This is a genomic window from uncultured Haliea sp., from assembly GCF_963973825.1.
Lineage (GTDB): Bacteria > Pseudomonadota > Gammaproteobacteria > Pseudomonadales > Halieaceae > Haliea.
In genome coordinates this window covers 78,335-93,192 of the sequence record NZ_CAXBAE010000005.1, presented here as the reverse complement: position 1 = coordinate 93,192, position 14,858 = coordinate 78,335, and the positions used below count along the sequence as shown (strand labels likewise).

Here is a 14,858-nt window from a genome sequence, read left to right as displayed (position 1 = left end):
CCATGACGCCGGAAACCGTACTGGATGTGGGGATGGACGCACTGTGGCTGGCGGTGCTGCTGGCGGCGCCGCTGCTGTTGTCCGCCCTCGCCGTGGGCCTGTTGATCGGTATCTTCCAGGCGGCCACGCAAATTCAGGAAATGACCCTGAGCTTCATCCCCAAGCTGATCGCACTGGTGGTGGCGCTGTTCGTCGCCGGGCCCTGGATGCTGCAGGTGGCCATCACCTTCACCCAGCGCCTGTACACGGAAATCCCGGGAATGCTCGGATGAGCGGCCTGCCACTCGACATCGATCAGGTACTGGCGGCGATGCAGCTGTACTACTGGCCGTTCCTGCGCGTCTCAGCGCTGATGCTGGTGGCGCCGGTGTTCAGTGCCGCCAACATCACCGTGCGGGTGCGCGTATTGCTGGCGGTGTTGATTGCAGCGCTGGTGGCGCCGCTGATGCCCGCGGCGCCGGTCGCCAACCCGCTCAGTGGCGAGGGGCTGTTGCTCGCCGCACGGGAAGTGGCCATCGGTGCCGCGATGGGCTTCGTCATGCAGATGGTATTTGCCGCGGTGGTGGTGGCCGGCGAGACGCTGGCCATGAGCATGGGCCTGGGTTTTGCCATGTCGATAGACCCGCAGAACGGGGTGCAGGTCCCGGTGGTCAGCCAGCTGAACGTCATTCTCTCCACGCTGCTGTTCCTGGCCATCGATGGTCATCTGCTGCTGCTGGCCGCGCTGGGCGACAGCCTGGTGCTGTTGCCACCCGGCCAGCCGGGCTTTGATCCCGGCACTTTCGCCAACCTGGCAGGGCTGGGCGGCGGCATTTTCGCCAGTGCGCTGGTGCTCGCCCTGCCGGCGCTGACCGCCGTGCTGATGACCAATATTGCCCTCGGCGTCATCACCCGGGCGGCACCGCAGCTGAACATCTTTGCCGTGGGTTTCCCGGTGACCATTCTGGTGGGCTTTGTGTTCCTGTTGCTGGGAATGCCCGCTTTTCTGTCCGCAATGCGGCGCTTCCTGGAAGCCGGCATTGACCAGGCACTGATGGTGTTCTGATGGCAGACGAGCAGCAGTCCGGGCAGGAACGCACCGAAGAACCCACCGAGCGACGCAAACAGGAAGCGCGGCGCAAGGGACAGGTGCCGCGGTCCAAGGAACTCAACACCACCATCACCCTGCTGGCCGCTGCGGCGAGCCTGCTGACCCTCGGCCCGGCCATGGTGGAGGGCATGTTGCAGTTGGCGACCGAGGCGTTTTCCGCCGACCGGGAGCTGACCTTCAACGCCGTGCATCTGCCCGTGCACTTCATGCACATGATGTCCACCGCGTTGCTGCTGCTGGCGCCCTTCCTGCTGGTGTCGCTGGTGGCGGCGTTTGCCGGGCCATTGCTGATGGGGGGCTGGGCGTTTTCCGCCGAGTCCATGAGCTTCAGCTTCGACAAGATCAACCCGGTCAAGGGCCTGGCGCGCGTCTTCTCCCTGAAGGGCCTGCTGGAACTGGCCAAGGCCCTGCTCAAGTTCCTGTTGATCCTTGCCGTGACCTTCGCCCTGTTCGGCCTGCTGCAGCGCGATATCCTGCAGCTGAGCAGCCTGGCTCCGGGCGCCGCCAGCCAGTCCACCGCGGCGCTGCTGGCCTGGAGCCTGCTGCTGCTCAGCGCCTCCATGGCCCTGATCGCCCTGTTCGACGTGCCGTTCGAGCTGTGGGATTTCCATCGCAAACTGCGCATGACCCGCCAGGAAGTGCGCGACGAAATGAAGGAGACCGACGGCCGGCCGGAAATCAAGCAGCGCATTCGCAGCCTGCAGCGGGAAGTGGCCCAGCGGCGCATGATGAGCGACATCCCCACCGCCGACGTGGTGATCACCAACCCCACGCACTACGCGGTGGCGATCGCCTACAGTGCCGAGGGCACTGGCGCGCCGCGGGTGGTGGCCAAGGGCCGCGACCTGATTGCCCTGCAGATCCGCAGCGTGGCGGGCGCGCACCAGGTGCCGCTGTTCGAAGCGCCGCTGCTCGCCCGGGCCCTGTACGCCTCCACCGAGATCGGCGCGGAAATTCCGCGCGGCCTGTACCTCGCGGTAGCGCGGGTGCTGGCGTACCTGTTCCAGCTGCGCCGGGCAGGGCCGACCGACTATGTACCGCGTCCCACCGCGCTGGAGATTCCGCCCGAGTACGAAGACCTGATGGATGAGGATGCCGCGGATGGCGACTGAGAACCCGGCGGCGGTGGCAGCGGGCGCGCCAGGCTTGTCCTGGCAGGCATTACTGACCGGTGCCGGCACGCCGATCGTGCTGATGCTGATGCTGGTGATGATTGTATTGCCACTGCCTCCGCTGGTACTCGACCTGCTGTTCACCTTCAATATCGCGCTGGCGATCATTGTCCTCATGGCCGCGGTGTACTCCTCCCGGCCGCTGGATTTTGCCGCGTTTCCGACGGTGCTGCTGATTGCCACGCTGCTGCGCCTGGGCCTGAATGTGGCCTCGACCCGGGTGGTCCTGCTGGAAGGCCACACTGGCACCGCGGCAGCCGGTCGGGTGATCGAGGCCTTCGGCGAATTCGTGGTGGGTGGCAGCTATGCCGTCGGCCTGGTGTTGTTCACCATCCTTGTGGTGATCAACTTCGTGGTGGTTACCAAGGGTGCCGGGCGCATTTCCGAAGTGACCGCGCGCTTCACCCTGGACGCCATGCCGGGCAAACAGATGGCGATCGACGCCGACCTGAACGCAGGCCTGATCAGCCAGGATGATGCCCTGCGCCGGCGCGAGGAAGTGTCGCGGGAGGCGGATTTCTACGGGGCCATGGACGGTGCCAGCAAGTTCGTCCGCGGCGACGCCATCGCCGGCATTCTCATTCTGCTGATCAACGTGCTCGGCGGTATCGCCATCGGCATGCTGCAACACGACCTCAGCGCCACGGACGCGGCGCAGAATTACACCCTGCTCACCATCGGTGACGGCCTGGTCGCGCAGATTCCCTCCATGCTGCTGTCCACCGCCGCGGCCATTATCGTGACCCGCGTCTCCAGCGCCCAGGACATGGGTGCGGAGGTGACACTGCAGCTCACCAGCAACCCGCGCATCCTGTTTGTCGCCGCGGGCATCATCGGCCTGATCGGGTTTGTGCCCGGCATGCCGGGTGTGGTGTTCGTACCCATCGCCTTGCTGCTTGGGGTCATGGGCTACCTGCGCTGGCAGTCGCAGCAGGTCGGTGAAGCCGAGCCAGAGCCCGTGCGCCCCGAGCGCACACCGGAGAATACCGAGCTGAGCTGGGACGATGTTGCCGAAGTGGATGAAATCGGCCTGGAGGTCGGCTACCGCCTGATCTCGCTGGTCGACCGCAACCAGGGCGGTGACCTGCTGAGCCGCATCAAGGGCGTGCGCAAGAAACTGTCGCAGGAGCTGGGTTTTCTGGTGCACTCGGTGCACATCCGCGACAACCTCGACCTCTCGCCCAACGCCTACCGCATCAGCCTGCACGACGTGGTGGTGGGGGAGGGCGAGGTCTTCCCCGGTCGCGAACTGGCGATCAACCCGGGGCAGACCTTCGGTGAACTCGAAGGGGTGGCCACGCGCGACCCGACCTTCGGTCTCGACGCGGTCTGGATTGACCCCGGCCAGCGTGGCGACGCCCAGACCAAGGGTTACACGGTGGTGGACAGCAGCACCGTGATCGCCACCCACCTGAGTCAGCTGCTGAAAAACCACGCGCGCGAGCTGATCGGGCAGGACGGTGTGCAGCAACTGCTGGACAAGCTGGCCCGCTCGTCCCCGAAACTGGTGGAGAACCTGGTGCCCAGCGCCATGTCGCTGGGCGAAGTGACCCGGGTGCTGCAGAACCTGCTGGAGGAGGGTATTCCCGTGCGCGACATGCGTACCATCGCCGAAGCATTGGCGGATCAGGCGGGCAAGGGTCAGGATTCTGACGCTTTGACGGCCAAGGTGCGTATCGCCCTCGGGCCCTCCATCTTCCAGAACATCAATGGTACCGGGGACGAGATGTCCGTGATGGCGCTTGACTCCAAACTGGAACAGATCTTGCTGGGCTCTATCCAGCAGGGTGCGGGCGGTCTCGAGCCATCTCTGCTGGACAGCGTCATTCGCCAGGTGCTCGCGGCCTCGGCAAAGCTGGAAGCCGAGGGCAAGAACCCGGTGCTGCTGGTGGCGGGCAATATCCGGCTGTTCCTGTCGCGGCTGCTGCGCGGGCGCATGGCGAATTTCTACATTCTGGCCTACGACGAGATACCGTCGACCAAAACGATCAAGGTGGTTGCCACCATTGGCGGTAGCGCCGGTGCGCTACAGGGAGAGAAACAATGAACATACGCAGATTCAGTGCCCGTGACAGCCGCAGCGCTCTGGCGCTGGTGCGCGAGGAACTCGGTGCCGAGGCCGTGATTCTCAGCAACCGCCGGGTTGCCGACGGTGTCGAGGTCGTTGCAGCCTGCAACCTGGAGGCGGTGGAACAGGCCGCCGCCGAGAGCGAGCGGCCGCCCGCGGCGCCGGCCCCGGTCGAGAACGAGCTGGGCATGGTGCAGTTGCAGAACGAGCTGGCCAACCTACGCTCCCTGCTGGAGGCCGAGTTGCAGCAGCGCAACTGGCGCGACAGTGCCGACAAGGCACCGGTGCGCGCGACCCTGAACCAGCGGCTGGCGCGCATGGGCTTCTCCCGCGCGCTCAGCGAGGGCATTACGGACGCACTGCCCGCCAGCGGCGGCCTAGAGGCGCTCTGGCAGCGCACCCTGGCGGCGCTGGAGTCGCGTCTGCTGACCCTGCCCGACGGGCTGCCCGGTGGCACCCGGGTGGTCGCCTGCGTCGGCACCACCGGTGTCGGCAAAACCTCGACCATCGCCAAACTGGCGGGTCGGGCTGCGCTGACTGACGGGCGCGAGCAGGTGGCGCTGATCACCATGGACCAGTACCGCATTGGCGGCCAGGAACAGCTGGCGACCTTCGCCGAGTTGCTGGATGTGCCCGTGCTCAGCGTCGGCACGGGGCCCGAACTCTACGCGGCACTGCGTGATTTCCGCAATCGCCGCCATATCTTCATCGACACTGCGGGTATGGGCCAGCGCGACCCGCGTCTCCTGAGCCAGATCGCGCTGTTGCGGGCGAGCTCCGTCCCGGTGACGGTGCTGGCCGTGCTGTCGGCGTCCGCCGGTGTGGCCCAGACCCGGGAACTGGTGCATTCTCTTGGAAGGCAGGGCTTGAGCGGTGCTATCATCACCAAGTTGGACGAGGCAGCGGGTCTGGGTGGTACTCTGGACACCCTGATCCGCGCGGCGTTGCCGGTGGCGTATACCAGCAGCGGCCAGCGCGTGCCGGACGACCTGCAACCGGCGAGGGCAGGAGAGCTGATTGCACTCGCCGCGGATTGGCTGCGGCAGCGGCGGCGCGCCGATGCGGTGCCCGCATCAAGGCCTGGTGTAACAGCCATGGCAAGTTGAATGAACAACAGGAAAACCTGACATGGGCGAGCAGGCCCCCACGAATGTTATTGCAGTAACCAGTGGTAAAGGGGGTGTGGGTAAGACCAACGTCTCCGTGAACCTTGCTGTGGCACTCGCCCAGCAGGGCCAGTCAGTCCTGCTGTTTGATGCCGACCTCAGCCTCGCCAACGTCGATATTGCACTGGGCCTGCGCCCGCGCTGGGATATCAGCCACGTATTGTCCGGCGAAAAGACCCTGCAGGATATTCTACTCACCGGTCCCGGCGGCATCACCGTGGTGCCGGCGAGTTCGGGTGTAGCCCGTATGGCCAACCTGACACCGGCCGAACAGGCCGGGCTGGTGCAGGCCTTCAGCGAACTGGAACAACCGGTGGACACGCTGATCGTGGATACCGGCGCCGGTATTGATACCGCCGTCCTCACCTTCACCAGTGCCTGCCAGCGGGTGATTGTCGTGGTCTGTGACGAGCCCACCTCGCTGACCGACGCCTATGCCCTGATCAAGGTGCTGAACCGCGACTGCGGCGTCAAGCGCTTCGATATCCTGGCGAATATGATGGACTCCGAGTTGCAGGGCCGGCAGCTGCTTGCCAAGCTGTGCAACGCCACCGATGCCTACCTGGACGTCAATGTGCGCTGGCTGGGTAGCGTGCCGCGCGATAACTTCCTGCGCAAAGCCGTGCAGGCCCAGCGCGCCGTGGTGCTGGAGTACCCGCGCTCCCCCTCGGCGCGCGCGCTGCAGGACATTGCCCGGCGGATTCAGGCTGAACCGCCGCAACAGTTGGGGGGCGGCATGGCCTTTTTCATCGAGCGCATGCTGGCCGCCCGGGAGAAGACAGGCTGACGCCGGCTTATGGATCGTACAGCGGCTTATCAACACGTAGCGCAGACCGGTGTCGATGGGCTGGTGCGGGAGTATCTGCCGCTGGTCAAGCAGATCGCCCTGCGCCTGGCGGCGCGCCTGCCCGCCAGTGTTGAACTGGACGACCTGATGCAGGCCGGGCTGATCGGCCTGCTACAGGCCCGCGAGCAGCATGACCCGGAGCAGGGGGCCAGTTTTGCCACCTATGCCGGTATACGCATCAAGGGAGCGATGCTCGATGAGTTGCGCGGCAGCGACTGGTTGCCGCGCAGCGTGCAGAGCAACCTCAGCCGCGTCGCCCAGGCGATCAACAGCGTCAGCCTGCGCGAAGGGCGGCCGGCCCGCGAGGCCGAAATTGCGGCGGAACTCTCGCTGTCGCTGGAGGACTACCAGAGCCTGGCCGGCGAGCTGGCCTGTGCCCGCATGTGCCAACTGGATGACGATGTGGCGTCCTCTGCGGGTGACGAGCACGGTGACCCCCTGCGTCAGGTGGGCGAGGCCGGCTTTCACGAAGCGCTGCAACAGGCTGTTGCGCAGCTTCCGGAAAAAGAACAACTGATGATGTCGTTGTACTATGGTGATGGCCTGAACCTGAAGGAAATCGGCCTGGTGCTCGGCGTCTCCGAGTCACGGGTGTCGCAGTTGCACGGGCAGGCGGTTGCCCGCCTGCGCATCACCCTGGAAGCCTGGAAAGAGTGAGGAGCGTCTAGTGGCGGGGAAACCCGGTTCGCCCAGAGTATCGTTCGACATGCTCACCCTCCTCGGGGTGACGCTGGCGGTTGGCGTGATTGTGGTGGGCAACATGCTCGAGGGCGGCGAGGTGGGCGCCCTGATGCAGCTCACGGCATTCATGATTGTCGCCGGGGGTACCCTCGGCGCGGTGATGGTGCAGACCCCGCTGGCGGACTTTGCCCTGGCCCTGCAGCGCCTGCGCTGGATACTGTTTCCGCCGAAGTTCCCGCGGGAGGCCCTGATGGAAGAAGTCCTGGGCTGGAGCCGGACGGCGCGGCGTGACGGCCTGCTGGCACTGGAAAAACTCACCGCCGGTGGCTCCGATGCCTTTGTGAACAAGGGCCTTGGCCTGCTGGTGGATGGTTTCGACCCCGATGTCATACGCGGCGTGCTCGAAGTGCAGGTGGACAATGCCCATGTGCGCGAGGCGCGGGCGGCGCGCGTGTATGAAGCAATGGGGGGCTACTCGCCCACCATCGGTATCCTCGGCGCCGTGCTCGGCCTGATTCACGTTATGCAGAACCTGTCGGATCCTGCGGAACTGGGGTCGGGCATCGCGGTGGCGTTTGTCGCCACCATCTACGGGGTCGGCTTTGCCAACCTGTTTTTCCTGCCTATTGCCAACAAGTTGAAGTCGATCTCGGCGGATCAGCTGCAGTATCAGGAAATGGTGATCGACGGGATCGTGATGATTGCCGACGGCGACAACCCGCGCGCCATTCGCAGCAAGCTCGAAGGATACCTGCAGTAGCCCATGCGTCGACGCCGGCCGCCTGAGATATCCGACAGCCAGGATCGCTGGCTGGTGTCCTATGCGGATTTCATCACCCTGCTGTTCGCCTTCTTCGTGGTGATGTATTCACTGTCCTCGGCCAACGAGGGCAGCTATCGGGTGCTGTCGGACTCCATCGTGACCGCTTTCGGCGCACCGCAGCGCTCGCTGGACCCGATTCAGGTCGGTGAGCTGGTGCGCAGCAGTGTGCCTGCCGAACAGGTGCCGCAGGCGCTGGCGCAAAACACCATCTCCGTGCCACTGCGCGTGCCCTCCGGCACGGACGAAGCGGAGGAGGGGGGCGCGGACCTCAATGCCCTGGCGGGCTCCCTGAGCGACGAGGTCGAGGGCGAGCTGGCGTCGCAGCAGGTACGGGTATCGGTCGATGAGGAATGGGTGGCGCTGGAGATCGACTCAACGCTGCTGTTTCCCAGCGGCAGTGGTGTGCTGCTGGCGCGCGCGGTGCCCGTGCTGAGCCGTATCGCGGGCGTATTGGCCCCGATTCCCAATCGTGTGCGCGTGGAGGGCTACACCGACAATGTTCCCATACGCAACGACCTGTTCCCGTCCAATTGGGAATTGTCTGCGGCCCGCGCCTCTTCAGTGGTGCGTCTGTTCGAAAGCAGCGGCATTGATCCCGCCCGTCTCTCTGCGGTAGCCTTCGGGGAACAGAACCCGGCGGCGAGTAATGACACCGAAGCCGGACGCGCCGAAAACCGGCGTGTTGTGCTGGTGGTGCTGGCGTTGGACGCAGGCATCAACGACGAGCGATCACAGGCCCGCTAAGGCTGGGCGGCTGCCAGTGGGAGAAGTGCCATGGTGGAACCGGTGGACGACCGGGGGTTGACCCCCCTGACGCGAATACGCCCGATCAAGCGCGACGACAAGCCGAGGAAGCAGCCCAGGCCCGCTCCCGAGGATGAAAACAACGCAACCCCCGCGGCAAGCACCACGCCGCGGAAAAAGCGCCTCGGCGGCAATATTGACGAGCGCTGCTGATCAGCGGCTGTCCGCCAGCAGCATCCCCTGTTTCTGTACCACATGGCGAATCAGCTCCTCTTGCTGATCCAGATCCTCATCAAATTCGACCCGTGTCCAATAGCCGCTGCCGCTGGCCACTGTTTCCGGCGATGCCACGACGCGGCCCTGCAGGCGCAGGCTGGACTGTGATGGCAGCAGGCCGATTTCGATGATGACCACCGTGCCAGCCGCCAGGGCTTCGCGGGCCTCGAAGGCAATGCCGCTGCCGCTCAGGCTCACGGTAGTGCGCTGGTAGGAGACAGGGCCAGGGCCACCTTCCGCTGAGGCGGCGAGGGAGCCGAGCACCGAAATCTTGCGGTTGAGCAGGCCAAGCGCGCGGCCCACATCGGGGTCGTGGGTCCACACACGGTTGATGGTGTGATTCAGTTCGCGGTCGATCTCGGCAAGAATGGCCCCGGTGGCCACCTCGAGCTGAACGCCGCGCGACGTATCCTCATCGCTGTTGGTTTCGGCGTGGTAGTGGAGCAGGACATCATCGTTGATACGGTAATACTTTCTGCGTTCGCTGCTGGATGGTGTCATGGTCGGCTTGTCCACATGAGATAGGGGTCTGATTCAGCGCCCGGCGCCTACGCCGAGTATGTCCAGTATTTCCGGGTTGCCTTCAAGGATGTTATCAAGGCCGGTCTCCTCGGCAGTTTCCGCACCCTGTCGAATCACCAGCTCCACGCGCCGGTTCAGCGCCCGGCCGGCGGGGTTGTCGTTGAAGGTGAAGGGGCGGGTATCGGCGTAGCCGACGACGACAATACGCTCGTCGGAGAGTACGCCGTCCTCGAGCAATTCATGGGTCACGGACAGCGCCCGGCTGGCGGACAGATCCCAGTTGGAGCGGAACTGACCACCGCTGATCGGCACATCGTCAGTATGGCCCTCGACGGAAATCTTGCCGGGGATGGTCGCCAGTGCATCCCGCAGACGCTCCATGGTGGGCAGGAAATCCTGGTTCAATACCGCCGAACCCGACGGGAAGGAGCCGTTCTCGCGGATACGGACGACAATGGAGCGCTGGTTGGTCTCGATGTCGACTTTTCCCGTATCCAGCTCTTCCTTGAGTATCTCGCGCAGTTTCTCTGCATCCTGCTCGGTTTCCAGCAGCAGGGATTCAATTTCCTGCTGGACGATTTCGCGCGCCTCTTCGTCGCTCAGCTCGCGCGGCGGTGCATCCGGGTTGCCGACCTCCAGCGAAGGTCGGGTGGTGTCCGCCGTGACCTGCTGGATAGTGTCCACGGGGCTCGGGTCCGGTTTGCCGGGGCTGAACTCCTGGGCGATGATGCTGGTGCCCTTGGGAATGTCCTCCACCTTCACCTGCTGCTGCACGCCGAAGGCATTTTTCATCGACCCGGCGATCTGCTTGTACTTCTGCACATCCATTTCCGAAAAGGACAGCAGCAGCACGAAGAAGCACATGAGCAGCGACATGAGGTCGGCGAAGGTCGCCATCCACATGGGCGCCCCCGGCTTGGACTCTTCCTCTTCCTCGAAGTCGATCATGCCTCAGCGGCTTCCTTGTTGCGCTCCTTGGGCTCCAGGTAGGCTTTCAGCATGGACTCGATGATGCGCGGGTTCTGGCCTTCCTGAATTGCGAGTACGCCGTCGATACACATGGCCTTGATGCGCCCTTCCTGCGCCTTGCGCAAATCCAGCTTGTCGGCGATGGGAATGGCGACCATGTTGGCGAGCACCGCACCGTAGAGCGTGGTGAGCAGGGCGACGGCCATGGCCGGGCCGATGGACTTGGGGTCATCCATGGCGGAGAGCATTTGCACCAGGCCGATAAGCGTTCCGATCATGCCCATCGCGGGTGCCACATCCCCGGTGGCGGAGAACACCTTGGAGCCCCATTTGTGCCGGTCGATAGTCTGCTGCAGATCCTTGCTCATCACCGCGCTGACCACCTCGCGGTTGTTGCCGTCGATCAGCATGCGCACGCCGTCGCGGAGGAATTCGTTGTTGATCTCGGCGTTTTCCAGCGCCAGCATGCCTTCCTTGCGGGCGATGGTCGCCAGCTCAACCACGGTTGCGATGAGGTCTTCCGGCTCGTCCAGCTTGAACATGAACGCGCGGGCCGCCACCTTGAACGCGCCGAAAAACTGCCCCAGGGTGAACTTCATCATGACGACCAGCGCCGTACCACCCAGGACGATCAGAATGGAGGGCACGTTCATGAAGATGATCGGAGAACCGCCGGTAATGATCGCTGCCATTACCACGCCCATGGCGCCCAGCAGTCCGAGCAGTGTAGCCAGATCCATAAAGCTGTATCTCCGAGGTCTTCAGGAGGCGAAGCGCCTAGTCCGTTTGTAACACCAAACTCCCTGTGTAACAGGAGTATACAGACAACCCCACGTGCGCGTCAGCTCTCTCGCGGTGCGAGTCCGCCGGGTTTCATGCTACATTCGGCGTGACTCCCGACCGGTGAAGCGACGACGTGGAAGATATCCAGCTGGCCTTGACCGCCGCCCGCACGGACCAGAAGAACTTCGGCCTCTGGCTGAAGAACTGGCAGGTGGGACAGACGCTGTCGGCGCTGGTCTCCGGGCAGCGGCCCTCCGGCGAGCTGGTGCTGCGGGTGGGAGGGCTGCAAATCACTGCCACCGCCGACATTCCCGTACAGCAGGGTGCGCGTCTGCTGCTGGAGGTGCGCCAGCTGCAGCCCCAGGCGGTACTGCGCATTATCGCGCCGCCCGGCGCTGCGGCGGCGCCGGAGCGGAGTGGCAATGTGCGTCTGCTGGGTGCCGCGGCGCCGGGCCTCGAAACAGTGAACGCCCTGGCACGTGTAGTGGGGCAACTGCAGCCGGCGGAGGGCGCCGTGCGTGCCCTGCCCGCGGAGAGCCTGGCACTGGTGCGGCAGCTGTTGCGTGCTGTTCCCCGCGCTGCCGAGCTGCTGCAGCCTGCGGGCCTGCGCGCAGCGGTGGCCGCTTCAGGCACCTTCAGCGAAGCGCAGTTGCTGCACAGTGCCGGCAAGCCGGCCCCTGCGCCCACCGACCTGAAATCCAGCCTTGCCCGCGTGCTGGCCCATGTGGATGCGCGACTCGAAGGGGTCAACGCCATTCCCACGCGCGCTGCCGATGCAGCCGCGCTACTTGCGCTGCGGCAGGAACTCGAATCCGCGTTGACCGCCATCACCACCAATCAACTGGCGTCCCTGCCGGGGGACACCGCCACTGCGCGCAGCTGGCTGTTCACCCTGCCGTTCCTGTGGCAGGAGGAATACCGACAGCTGCAGCTGCAGCTTGAGCGCGAAGCGCCGCAGCCGGGTGACCCTGACGAGCAGGAACGCTGGCGCCTGCAGCTGAATCTCGAGTTGCCCAGGCTGGGGCAGATTGCTGTGGAGGCGCGGCTGACCCAGGGCCAGCTGGCGGTGGAGGTGATCAGTGACCGGCCGGCTGTGCGGCGCCTGGTGCAGGCAAGCAGCGGGCTCTTGGAATCGGCGCTGGAGAATCGCGGTCTCTCGCTGGCCGGTCTGATCAGTCGCCCGCCCACGGCCGGTTCCACCGCGCCCCCTGTAACGTCCTCGTCATTGGATCTGCGCGCATGAATGATTCGCGCGACCACCTTCCCCCCTCGCGTGCAGCTGCGCTGCGCTACACCGGCATCGGCGCGCCGACGGTGGTGGCGAGTGGCGAGGGCGTGCTGGCCGAGCGCATTCGGGCGCTGGCGGCCGAGCACGATATCCCGCTGTATGAGAACCAGAAGCTGGTGGAACTGCTCTGTCAGATCCCCATAGGTGACGAAATACCCGAAAGTCTTTATATTACGCTTGCTGAGATCCTCGCTTTTATTTACTACCTGGACGTAGCACTGGATGAAAGCGTGTAAAGAAAAAATATCGAACGGATACCTCTATGCAGCGCTCTGAAGCACTCACACGTCTGACACTGCGCCTCGCGCGCATGGCGGAGGGCAACAGTGACACGATCGACGAGGCTCTCGCGCGCATCCGGCGCCTGATTCACGACAACGCGGATGGCCGTGAACTGGCTGCCGCCTCGGATCATCTGGCCAAGGTCGTGATGAGCGTTACCGGGGAGTCGCCGGACAACGGCAGCGCTTTGCCGGCTTCGCATGACCTCTCGGGGCTCTCCTCCATCATCAAGTCCATGCCCCTGCGCACGGAAGATCACCAGCGCATGACGGACCTGGTGCGCAAGATTTCCGGGGAATCCTCCCAGGGCGCGCGGCAGCAAGCGCTGGGCGAATTGCTGTCCTCCGCCACGGAGGCCCTGAAAGAAGTGGCCGCGCGGCAGTCGCGCTCGGAGGGTGGCGTGCGCGGCCTGTTCAAGCGGCGTGCCTCCGACAGCGATGATTACGATCATTTCCTCGAGTTGTTCACCAGCCTCGTACACCGGCTGGTGGATCACATCGATGTCATCAACGGTTCGCAGGTGCGCAGCAAGGCCCTGCGCGACGCGCTACCCAACGTCACGATTGTGGAGCAGGCACAGTCACTGATGCGTGAAGTCACGCGCGAAATGGACAGCATCGACAGTCGAATTCGTCAGGAGCGCCTGCAAACCAGCGACTTTCTGGACACCCTTCGTGAGCGTCTCGGTGGCTTTGAGGAACTGGTGGTCGATGTCACTCGCGGCGGCGAACGTTCAGTGGAACGGTCCGAGTCCCTGCAGAGTCAGGTGGTGGCCGACGTGGGTGTGCTGGGCACGGCCAGCCGCAGCGGTGATATGGAGGCCATGCGCCAGGCGTTCGAGGAGACCCTGAAAAACATCACGCAGCACATGGCGGAGCACGTGGAGGCGGAGCGGCAGCAGCACAAGGAGGCGCAGGAAAAAGTGGATGCCTTGTCCGAGCAGCTGACCCGGCTGGAAACAGAAGCCGAGGTGTTGCGCACGGAAATCCGCAACAAGACCGACCTCGCGATCAAGGACCAGCTCACCGGCGTTTATAACCGCAACGGTTTTGACGAGCGCGCCGCGGAGTTGTTTGCGCGCTGGGAGCGCAGTGGCGCCAAGCTCTCCATCGTCTTTGTCGACTGCAACAAATTCAAGCAGATCAACGACACCTACGGGCACGCCGCAGGGGACCTGGTGCTGGTCAAGGTTGCCGACATTCTGCAATCCCGCGCCCGGGTCACGGACGTGGTGTGCCGTTTTGGCGGAGACGAGTTCGTGATCCTGCTGCCGGATACGGGCGCGGAGGGCGCCGAGACCTACGCAGTCAGCGCCTTCAATGAAGTGCTGGATGCCGGTTTCAATGACAACGGCAAACCACTGGATGTCTCCATTTCCCTGGGTATCACCGCTATCAAGGAGGGTGACACCCTGGAGGTCGCCCTCGCACGGGCCGATGAAGCCATGTACGAAGCAAAAAGCAAGCAGGGCGTTCGGGTAGCGACGAAAGCCTGAAGCCGGGCTAACGCGGCTCTGCCAGAAACACCGGGATTACGCGGGTGGTTTTGGCCTGGTAGTCGTCATAGGGCGGGTACGCCTCCACGCTTGCGGCCCACAGCCGCGTCCGCTCCTCCGGGTCTGTCACTTCCCGCACGCGCATGTCGAAGACCTCGGTCTTGTCGCGTATCTGCACGCTCGGATTGGCCCGCAGGTTCGCCACCCAGGCGGGATCCTGCGGTTGCCCGCCCATGGAGCCGATCAGCACATAGTTCCCGTCCACCTCCACGCGCATCAGGGGGATCTTGCGGATGCCGCCGGTCTTGTGCCCGGTGTGGGTGACCAGGATGCAGGGCATGCCGGTGTCCAGCAGGGTGGTACCCTGGGTGCCGCCGCTGCCCTCGTAGAGCGCTACGTGCTCGCGTACCCAATCCAGTTTTGGGGGGATGTAGTCAGCCATGGGAATATGCCTCAGCGAGTTGGTTGCAATCGTTTTACGATACAGGCAAACGCTGAATCGGTAAAAGGCTTTGCGCCGCCATGTATCACAGGAAGGCAGGCCTGCGAGAAACCGGAGCGAGCGCTGTGATGATCCATCGCTACCGCATCAGCCAAATGGCAACTTGAAGGTCGAAACACGGCGCGTTGAGCGTTCAGCACGTCAGCGGTT

At 64.3% G+C, this 14,858-nt stretch carries 17 protein-coding genes; 13 read left to right on the top strand and 4 right to left on the bottom strand.

Translation table 11 applies throughout. The features are described 5' to 3' along the window. Positions 1–2: 2 nt before the first annotated feature. The 10 genes from fliQ to AACZ17_RS07960 all read left to right on the top strand — a co-directional run bounded on the left by fliQ (position 3) and on the right by AACZ17_RS07960 (position 8,804). On the top strand, positions 3–272 hold the full coding sequence (fliQ, locus tag AACZ17_RS08005; RefSeq protein WP_290745080.1) for a flagellar biosynthesis protein FliQ: 270 nt from the start codon (positions 3–5) through the stop codon (positions 270–272). Further along, positions 269–1,045: a flagellar biosynthetic protein FliR gene (fliR, locus tag AACZ17_RS08000; protein WP_290745077.1), complete on the top strand. Its 777-nt coding sequence runs from the start codon at positions 269–271 to the stop codon at positions 1,043–1,045. Before fliQ ends, fliR begins: the two co-directional genes overlap by 4 nt. Beyond that, positions 1,045–2,202 carry a flagellar biosynthesis protein FlhB gene (gene flhB / locus AACZ17_RS07995; RefSeq protein WP_339638064.1) on the top strand — a complete coding sequence of 386 codons (1,158 nt, stop codon included), beginning with the start codon at positions 1,045–1,047 and terminating at the stop codon, positions 2,200–2,202. The genes fliR and flhB overlap by 1 nt, the downstream gene beginning before the upstream one ends. Before the next feature lie 82 nt (positions 2,203–2,284). Then, positions 2,285–4,309, top strand: coding sequence for a flagellar biosynthesis protein FlhA (flhA, locus tag AACZ17_RS07990; protein ID WP_339638135.1), 2,025 nt, complete (start codon positions 2,285–2,287; stop codon positions 4,307–4,309). After that, entirely contained in the window at positions 4,306–5,436 is a 1,131-nt protein-coding gene (gene flhF, locus AACZ17_RS07985; RefSeq protein WP_290745071.1) for a flagellar biosynthesis protein FlhF, read from the top strand. Before flhA ends, flhF begins: the two co-directional genes overlap by 4 nt. Positions 5,437–5,458: 22 nt before the next feature. Beyond that, positions 5,459–6,283, top strand: a complete 825-nt coding sequence (locus tag AACZ17_RS07980) for a MinD/ParA family protein (protein ID WP_339638063.1) — start codon at positions 5,459–5,461, stop codon at positions 6,281–6,283. 9 nt (positions 6,284–6,292) lie between these two features. Continuing rightward, positions 6,293–7,000, top strand: coding sequence for an RNA polymerase sigma factor FliA (locus AACZ17_RS07975; protein WP_290745069.1), 708 nt, complete (start codon positions 6,293–6,295; stop codon positions 6,998–7,000). A 49-nt stretch (positions 7,001–7,049) separates the two neighbouring features. Next, a complete protein-coding gene (locus AACZ17_RS07970; RefSeq protein ID WP_290745202.1) occupies positions 7,050–7,784 on the top strand; it encodes a flagellar motor protein in 735 nt (244 codons plus the stop codon). A 3-nt stretch (positions 7,785–7,787) separates the two neighbouring features. Beyond that, positions 7,788–8,591 (top strand): flagellar motor protein MotD, encoded by an 804-nt coding sequence (gene motD / locus AACZ17_RS07965; RefSeq protein ID WP_290745067.1) that lies wholly within the window; start codon positions 7,788–7,790, stop codon positions 8,589–8,591. A 30-nt stretch (positions 8,592–8,621) separates the two neighbouring features. Then, complete coding sequence (locus AACZ17_RS07960; protein ID WP_290745065.1) at positions 8,622–8,804, top strand: hypothetical protein; 183 nt, start codon at positions 8,622–8,624, stop codon at positions 8,802–8,804. On the opposite strand, the gene AACZ17_RS07955 is transcribed toward AACZ17_RS07960, so the two are convergent. The 3 genes from AACZ17_RS07955 to pomA are packed head-to-tail and all read right to left on the bottom strand — an operon-like array spanning position 8,805 to position 11,098. Continuing rightward, positions 8,805–9,368, bottom strand: a complete 564-nt coding sequence (locus AACZ17_RS07955; RefSeq protein ID WP_290745063.1) for a PilZ domain-containing protein — start codon at positions 9,366–9,368, stop codon at positions 8,805–8,807. A gap of 33 nt (positions 9,369–9,401) precedes the next feature. Further along, positions 9,402–10,337, bottom strand: coding sequence for a flagellar motor protein MotB (locus tag AACZ17_RS07950; protein WP_290745061.1), 936 nt, complete (start codon positions 10,335–10,337; stop codon positions 9,402–9,404). Continuing rightward, on the bottom strand, positions 10,334–11,098 hold the full coding sequence (gene pomA / locus AACZ17_RS07945; protein WP_290745059.1) for a flagellar motor protein PomA: 765 nt from the start codon (positions 11,096–11,098) through the stop codon (positions 10,334–10,336). Before pomA ends, AACZ17_RS07950 begins: the two co-directional genes overlap by 4 nt. A gap of 176 nt (positions 11,099–11,274) precedes the next feature. On the opposite strand from pomA, the gene AACZ17_RS07940 reads away from it, so the two are divergent. Genes AACZ17_RS07940 through AACZ17_RS07930 form a run of 3 tightly spaced genes read left to right on the top strand, consistent with a single transcriptional unit; the run spans position 11,275 to position 14,206 of the window. Then, on the top strand, positions 11,275–12,384 hold the full coding sequence (locus AACZ17_RS07940; protein ID WP_290745058.1) for a flagellar hook-length control protein FliK: 1,110 nt from the start codon (positions 11,275–11,277) through the stop codon (positions 12,382–12,384). Next, positions 12,381–12,665, top strand: a complete 285-nt coding sequence (locus AACZ17_RS07935) for an EscU/YscU/HrcU family type III secretion system export apparatus switch protein (RefSeq protein ID WP_290745056.1) — start codon at positions 12,381–12,383, stop codon at positions 12,663–12,665. The genes AACZ17_RS07940 and AACZ17_RS07935 overlap by 4 nt, the downstream gene beginning before the upstream one ends. 26 nt (positions 12,666–12,691) lie before the next feature. Continuing rightward, the gene (locus AACZ17_RS07930; protein ID WP_290745054.1) at positions 12,692–14,206 is read left to right on the top strand and encodes a GGDEF domain-containing protein; all 1,515 of its coding nucleotides are present in this window, start codon (positions 12,692–12,694) and stop codon (positions 14,204–14,206) included. Between the two features lie 7 nt (positions 14,207–14,213). Here AACZ17_RS07930 and AACZ17_RS07925 read toward each other — a convergent pair whose 3' ends face one another. After that, positions 14,214–14,648: a nitroreductase family deazaflavin-dependent oxidoreductase gene (locus AACZ17_RS07925; protein WP_290745052.1), complete on the bottom strand. Its 435-nt coding sequence runs from the start codon at positions 14,646–14,648 to the stop codon at positions 14,214–14,216. Between the last annotated feature and the right edge of the window lie 210 nt (positions 14,649–14,858).

Excerpts from the sequence above, each read along its gene's own strand:
- fliQ (WP_290745080.1), top strand. The coding sequence starts at position 3 with ATGACGCCGGAAACCGTACTGGATGTGGGGATGGACGCACTGTGGCTG.
- fliR (WP_290745077.1), top strand. The coding sequence starts at position 269 with ATGAGCGGCCTGCCACTCGACATCGATCAGGTACTGGCGGCGATGCAG.
- flhB (WP_339638064.1), top strand. The coding sequence starts at position 1,045 with ATGGCAGACGAGCAGCAGTCCGGGCAGGAACGCACCGAAGAACCCACC.
- flhA (WP_339638135.1), top strand. The coding sequence starts at position 2,285 with ATGCTGATGCTGGTGATGATTGTATTGCCACTGCCTCCGCTGGTACTC.
- flhF (WP_290745071.1), top strand. The coding sequence starts at position 4,306 with ATGAACATACGCAGATTCAGTGCCCGTGACAGCCGCAGCGCTCTGGCG.
- AACZ17_RS07980 (WP_339638063.1), top strand. The coding sequence starts at position 5,459 with ATGGGCGAGCAGGCCCCCACGAATGTTATTGCAGTAACCAGTGGTAAA.
- AACZ17_RS07975 (WP_290745069.1), top strand. The coding sequence starts at position 6,293 with ATGGATCGTACAGCGGCTTATCAACACGTAGCGCAGACCGGTGTCGAT.
- AACZ17_RS07970 (WP_290745202.1), top strand. The coding sequence starts at position 7,050 with ATGCTCACCCTCCTCGGGGTGACGCTGGCGGTTGGCGTGATTGTGGTG.
- motD (WP_290745067.1), top strand. The coding sequence starts at position 7,788 with ATGCGTCGACGCCGGCCGCCTGAGATATCCGACAGCCAGGATCGCTGG.
- AACZ17_RS07960 (WP_290745065.1), top strand. The coding sequence starts at position 8,622 with ATGGTGGAACCGGTGGACGACCGGGGGTTGACCCCCCTGACGCGAATA.
- AACZ17_RS07955 (WP_290745063.1), bottom strand. The coding sequence starts at position 9,368 with ATGACACCATCCAGCAGCGAACGCAGAAAGTATTACCGTATCAACGAT.
- AACZ17_RS07950 (WP_290745061.1), bottom strand. The coding sequence starts at position 10,337 with ATGATCGACTTCGAGGAAGAGGAAGAGTCCAAGCCGGGGGCGCCCATG.
- pomA (WP_290745059.1), bottom strand. The coding sequence starts at position 11,098 with ATGGATCTGGCTACACTGCTCGGACTGCTGGGCGCCATGGGCGTGGTA.
- AACZ17_RS07935 (WP_290745056.1), top strand. The coding sequence starts at position 12,381 with ATGAATGATTCGCGCGACCACCTTCCCCCCTCGCGTGCAGCTGCGCTG.
- AACZ17_RS07930 (WP_290745054.1), top strand. The coding sequence starts at position 12,692 with ATGCAGCGCTCTGAAGCACTCACACGTCTGACACTGCGCCTCGCGCGC.
- AACZ17_RS07925 (WP_290745052.1), bottom strand. The coding sequence starts at position 14,648 with ATGGCTGACTACATCCCCCCAAAACTGGATTGGGTACGCGAGCACGTA.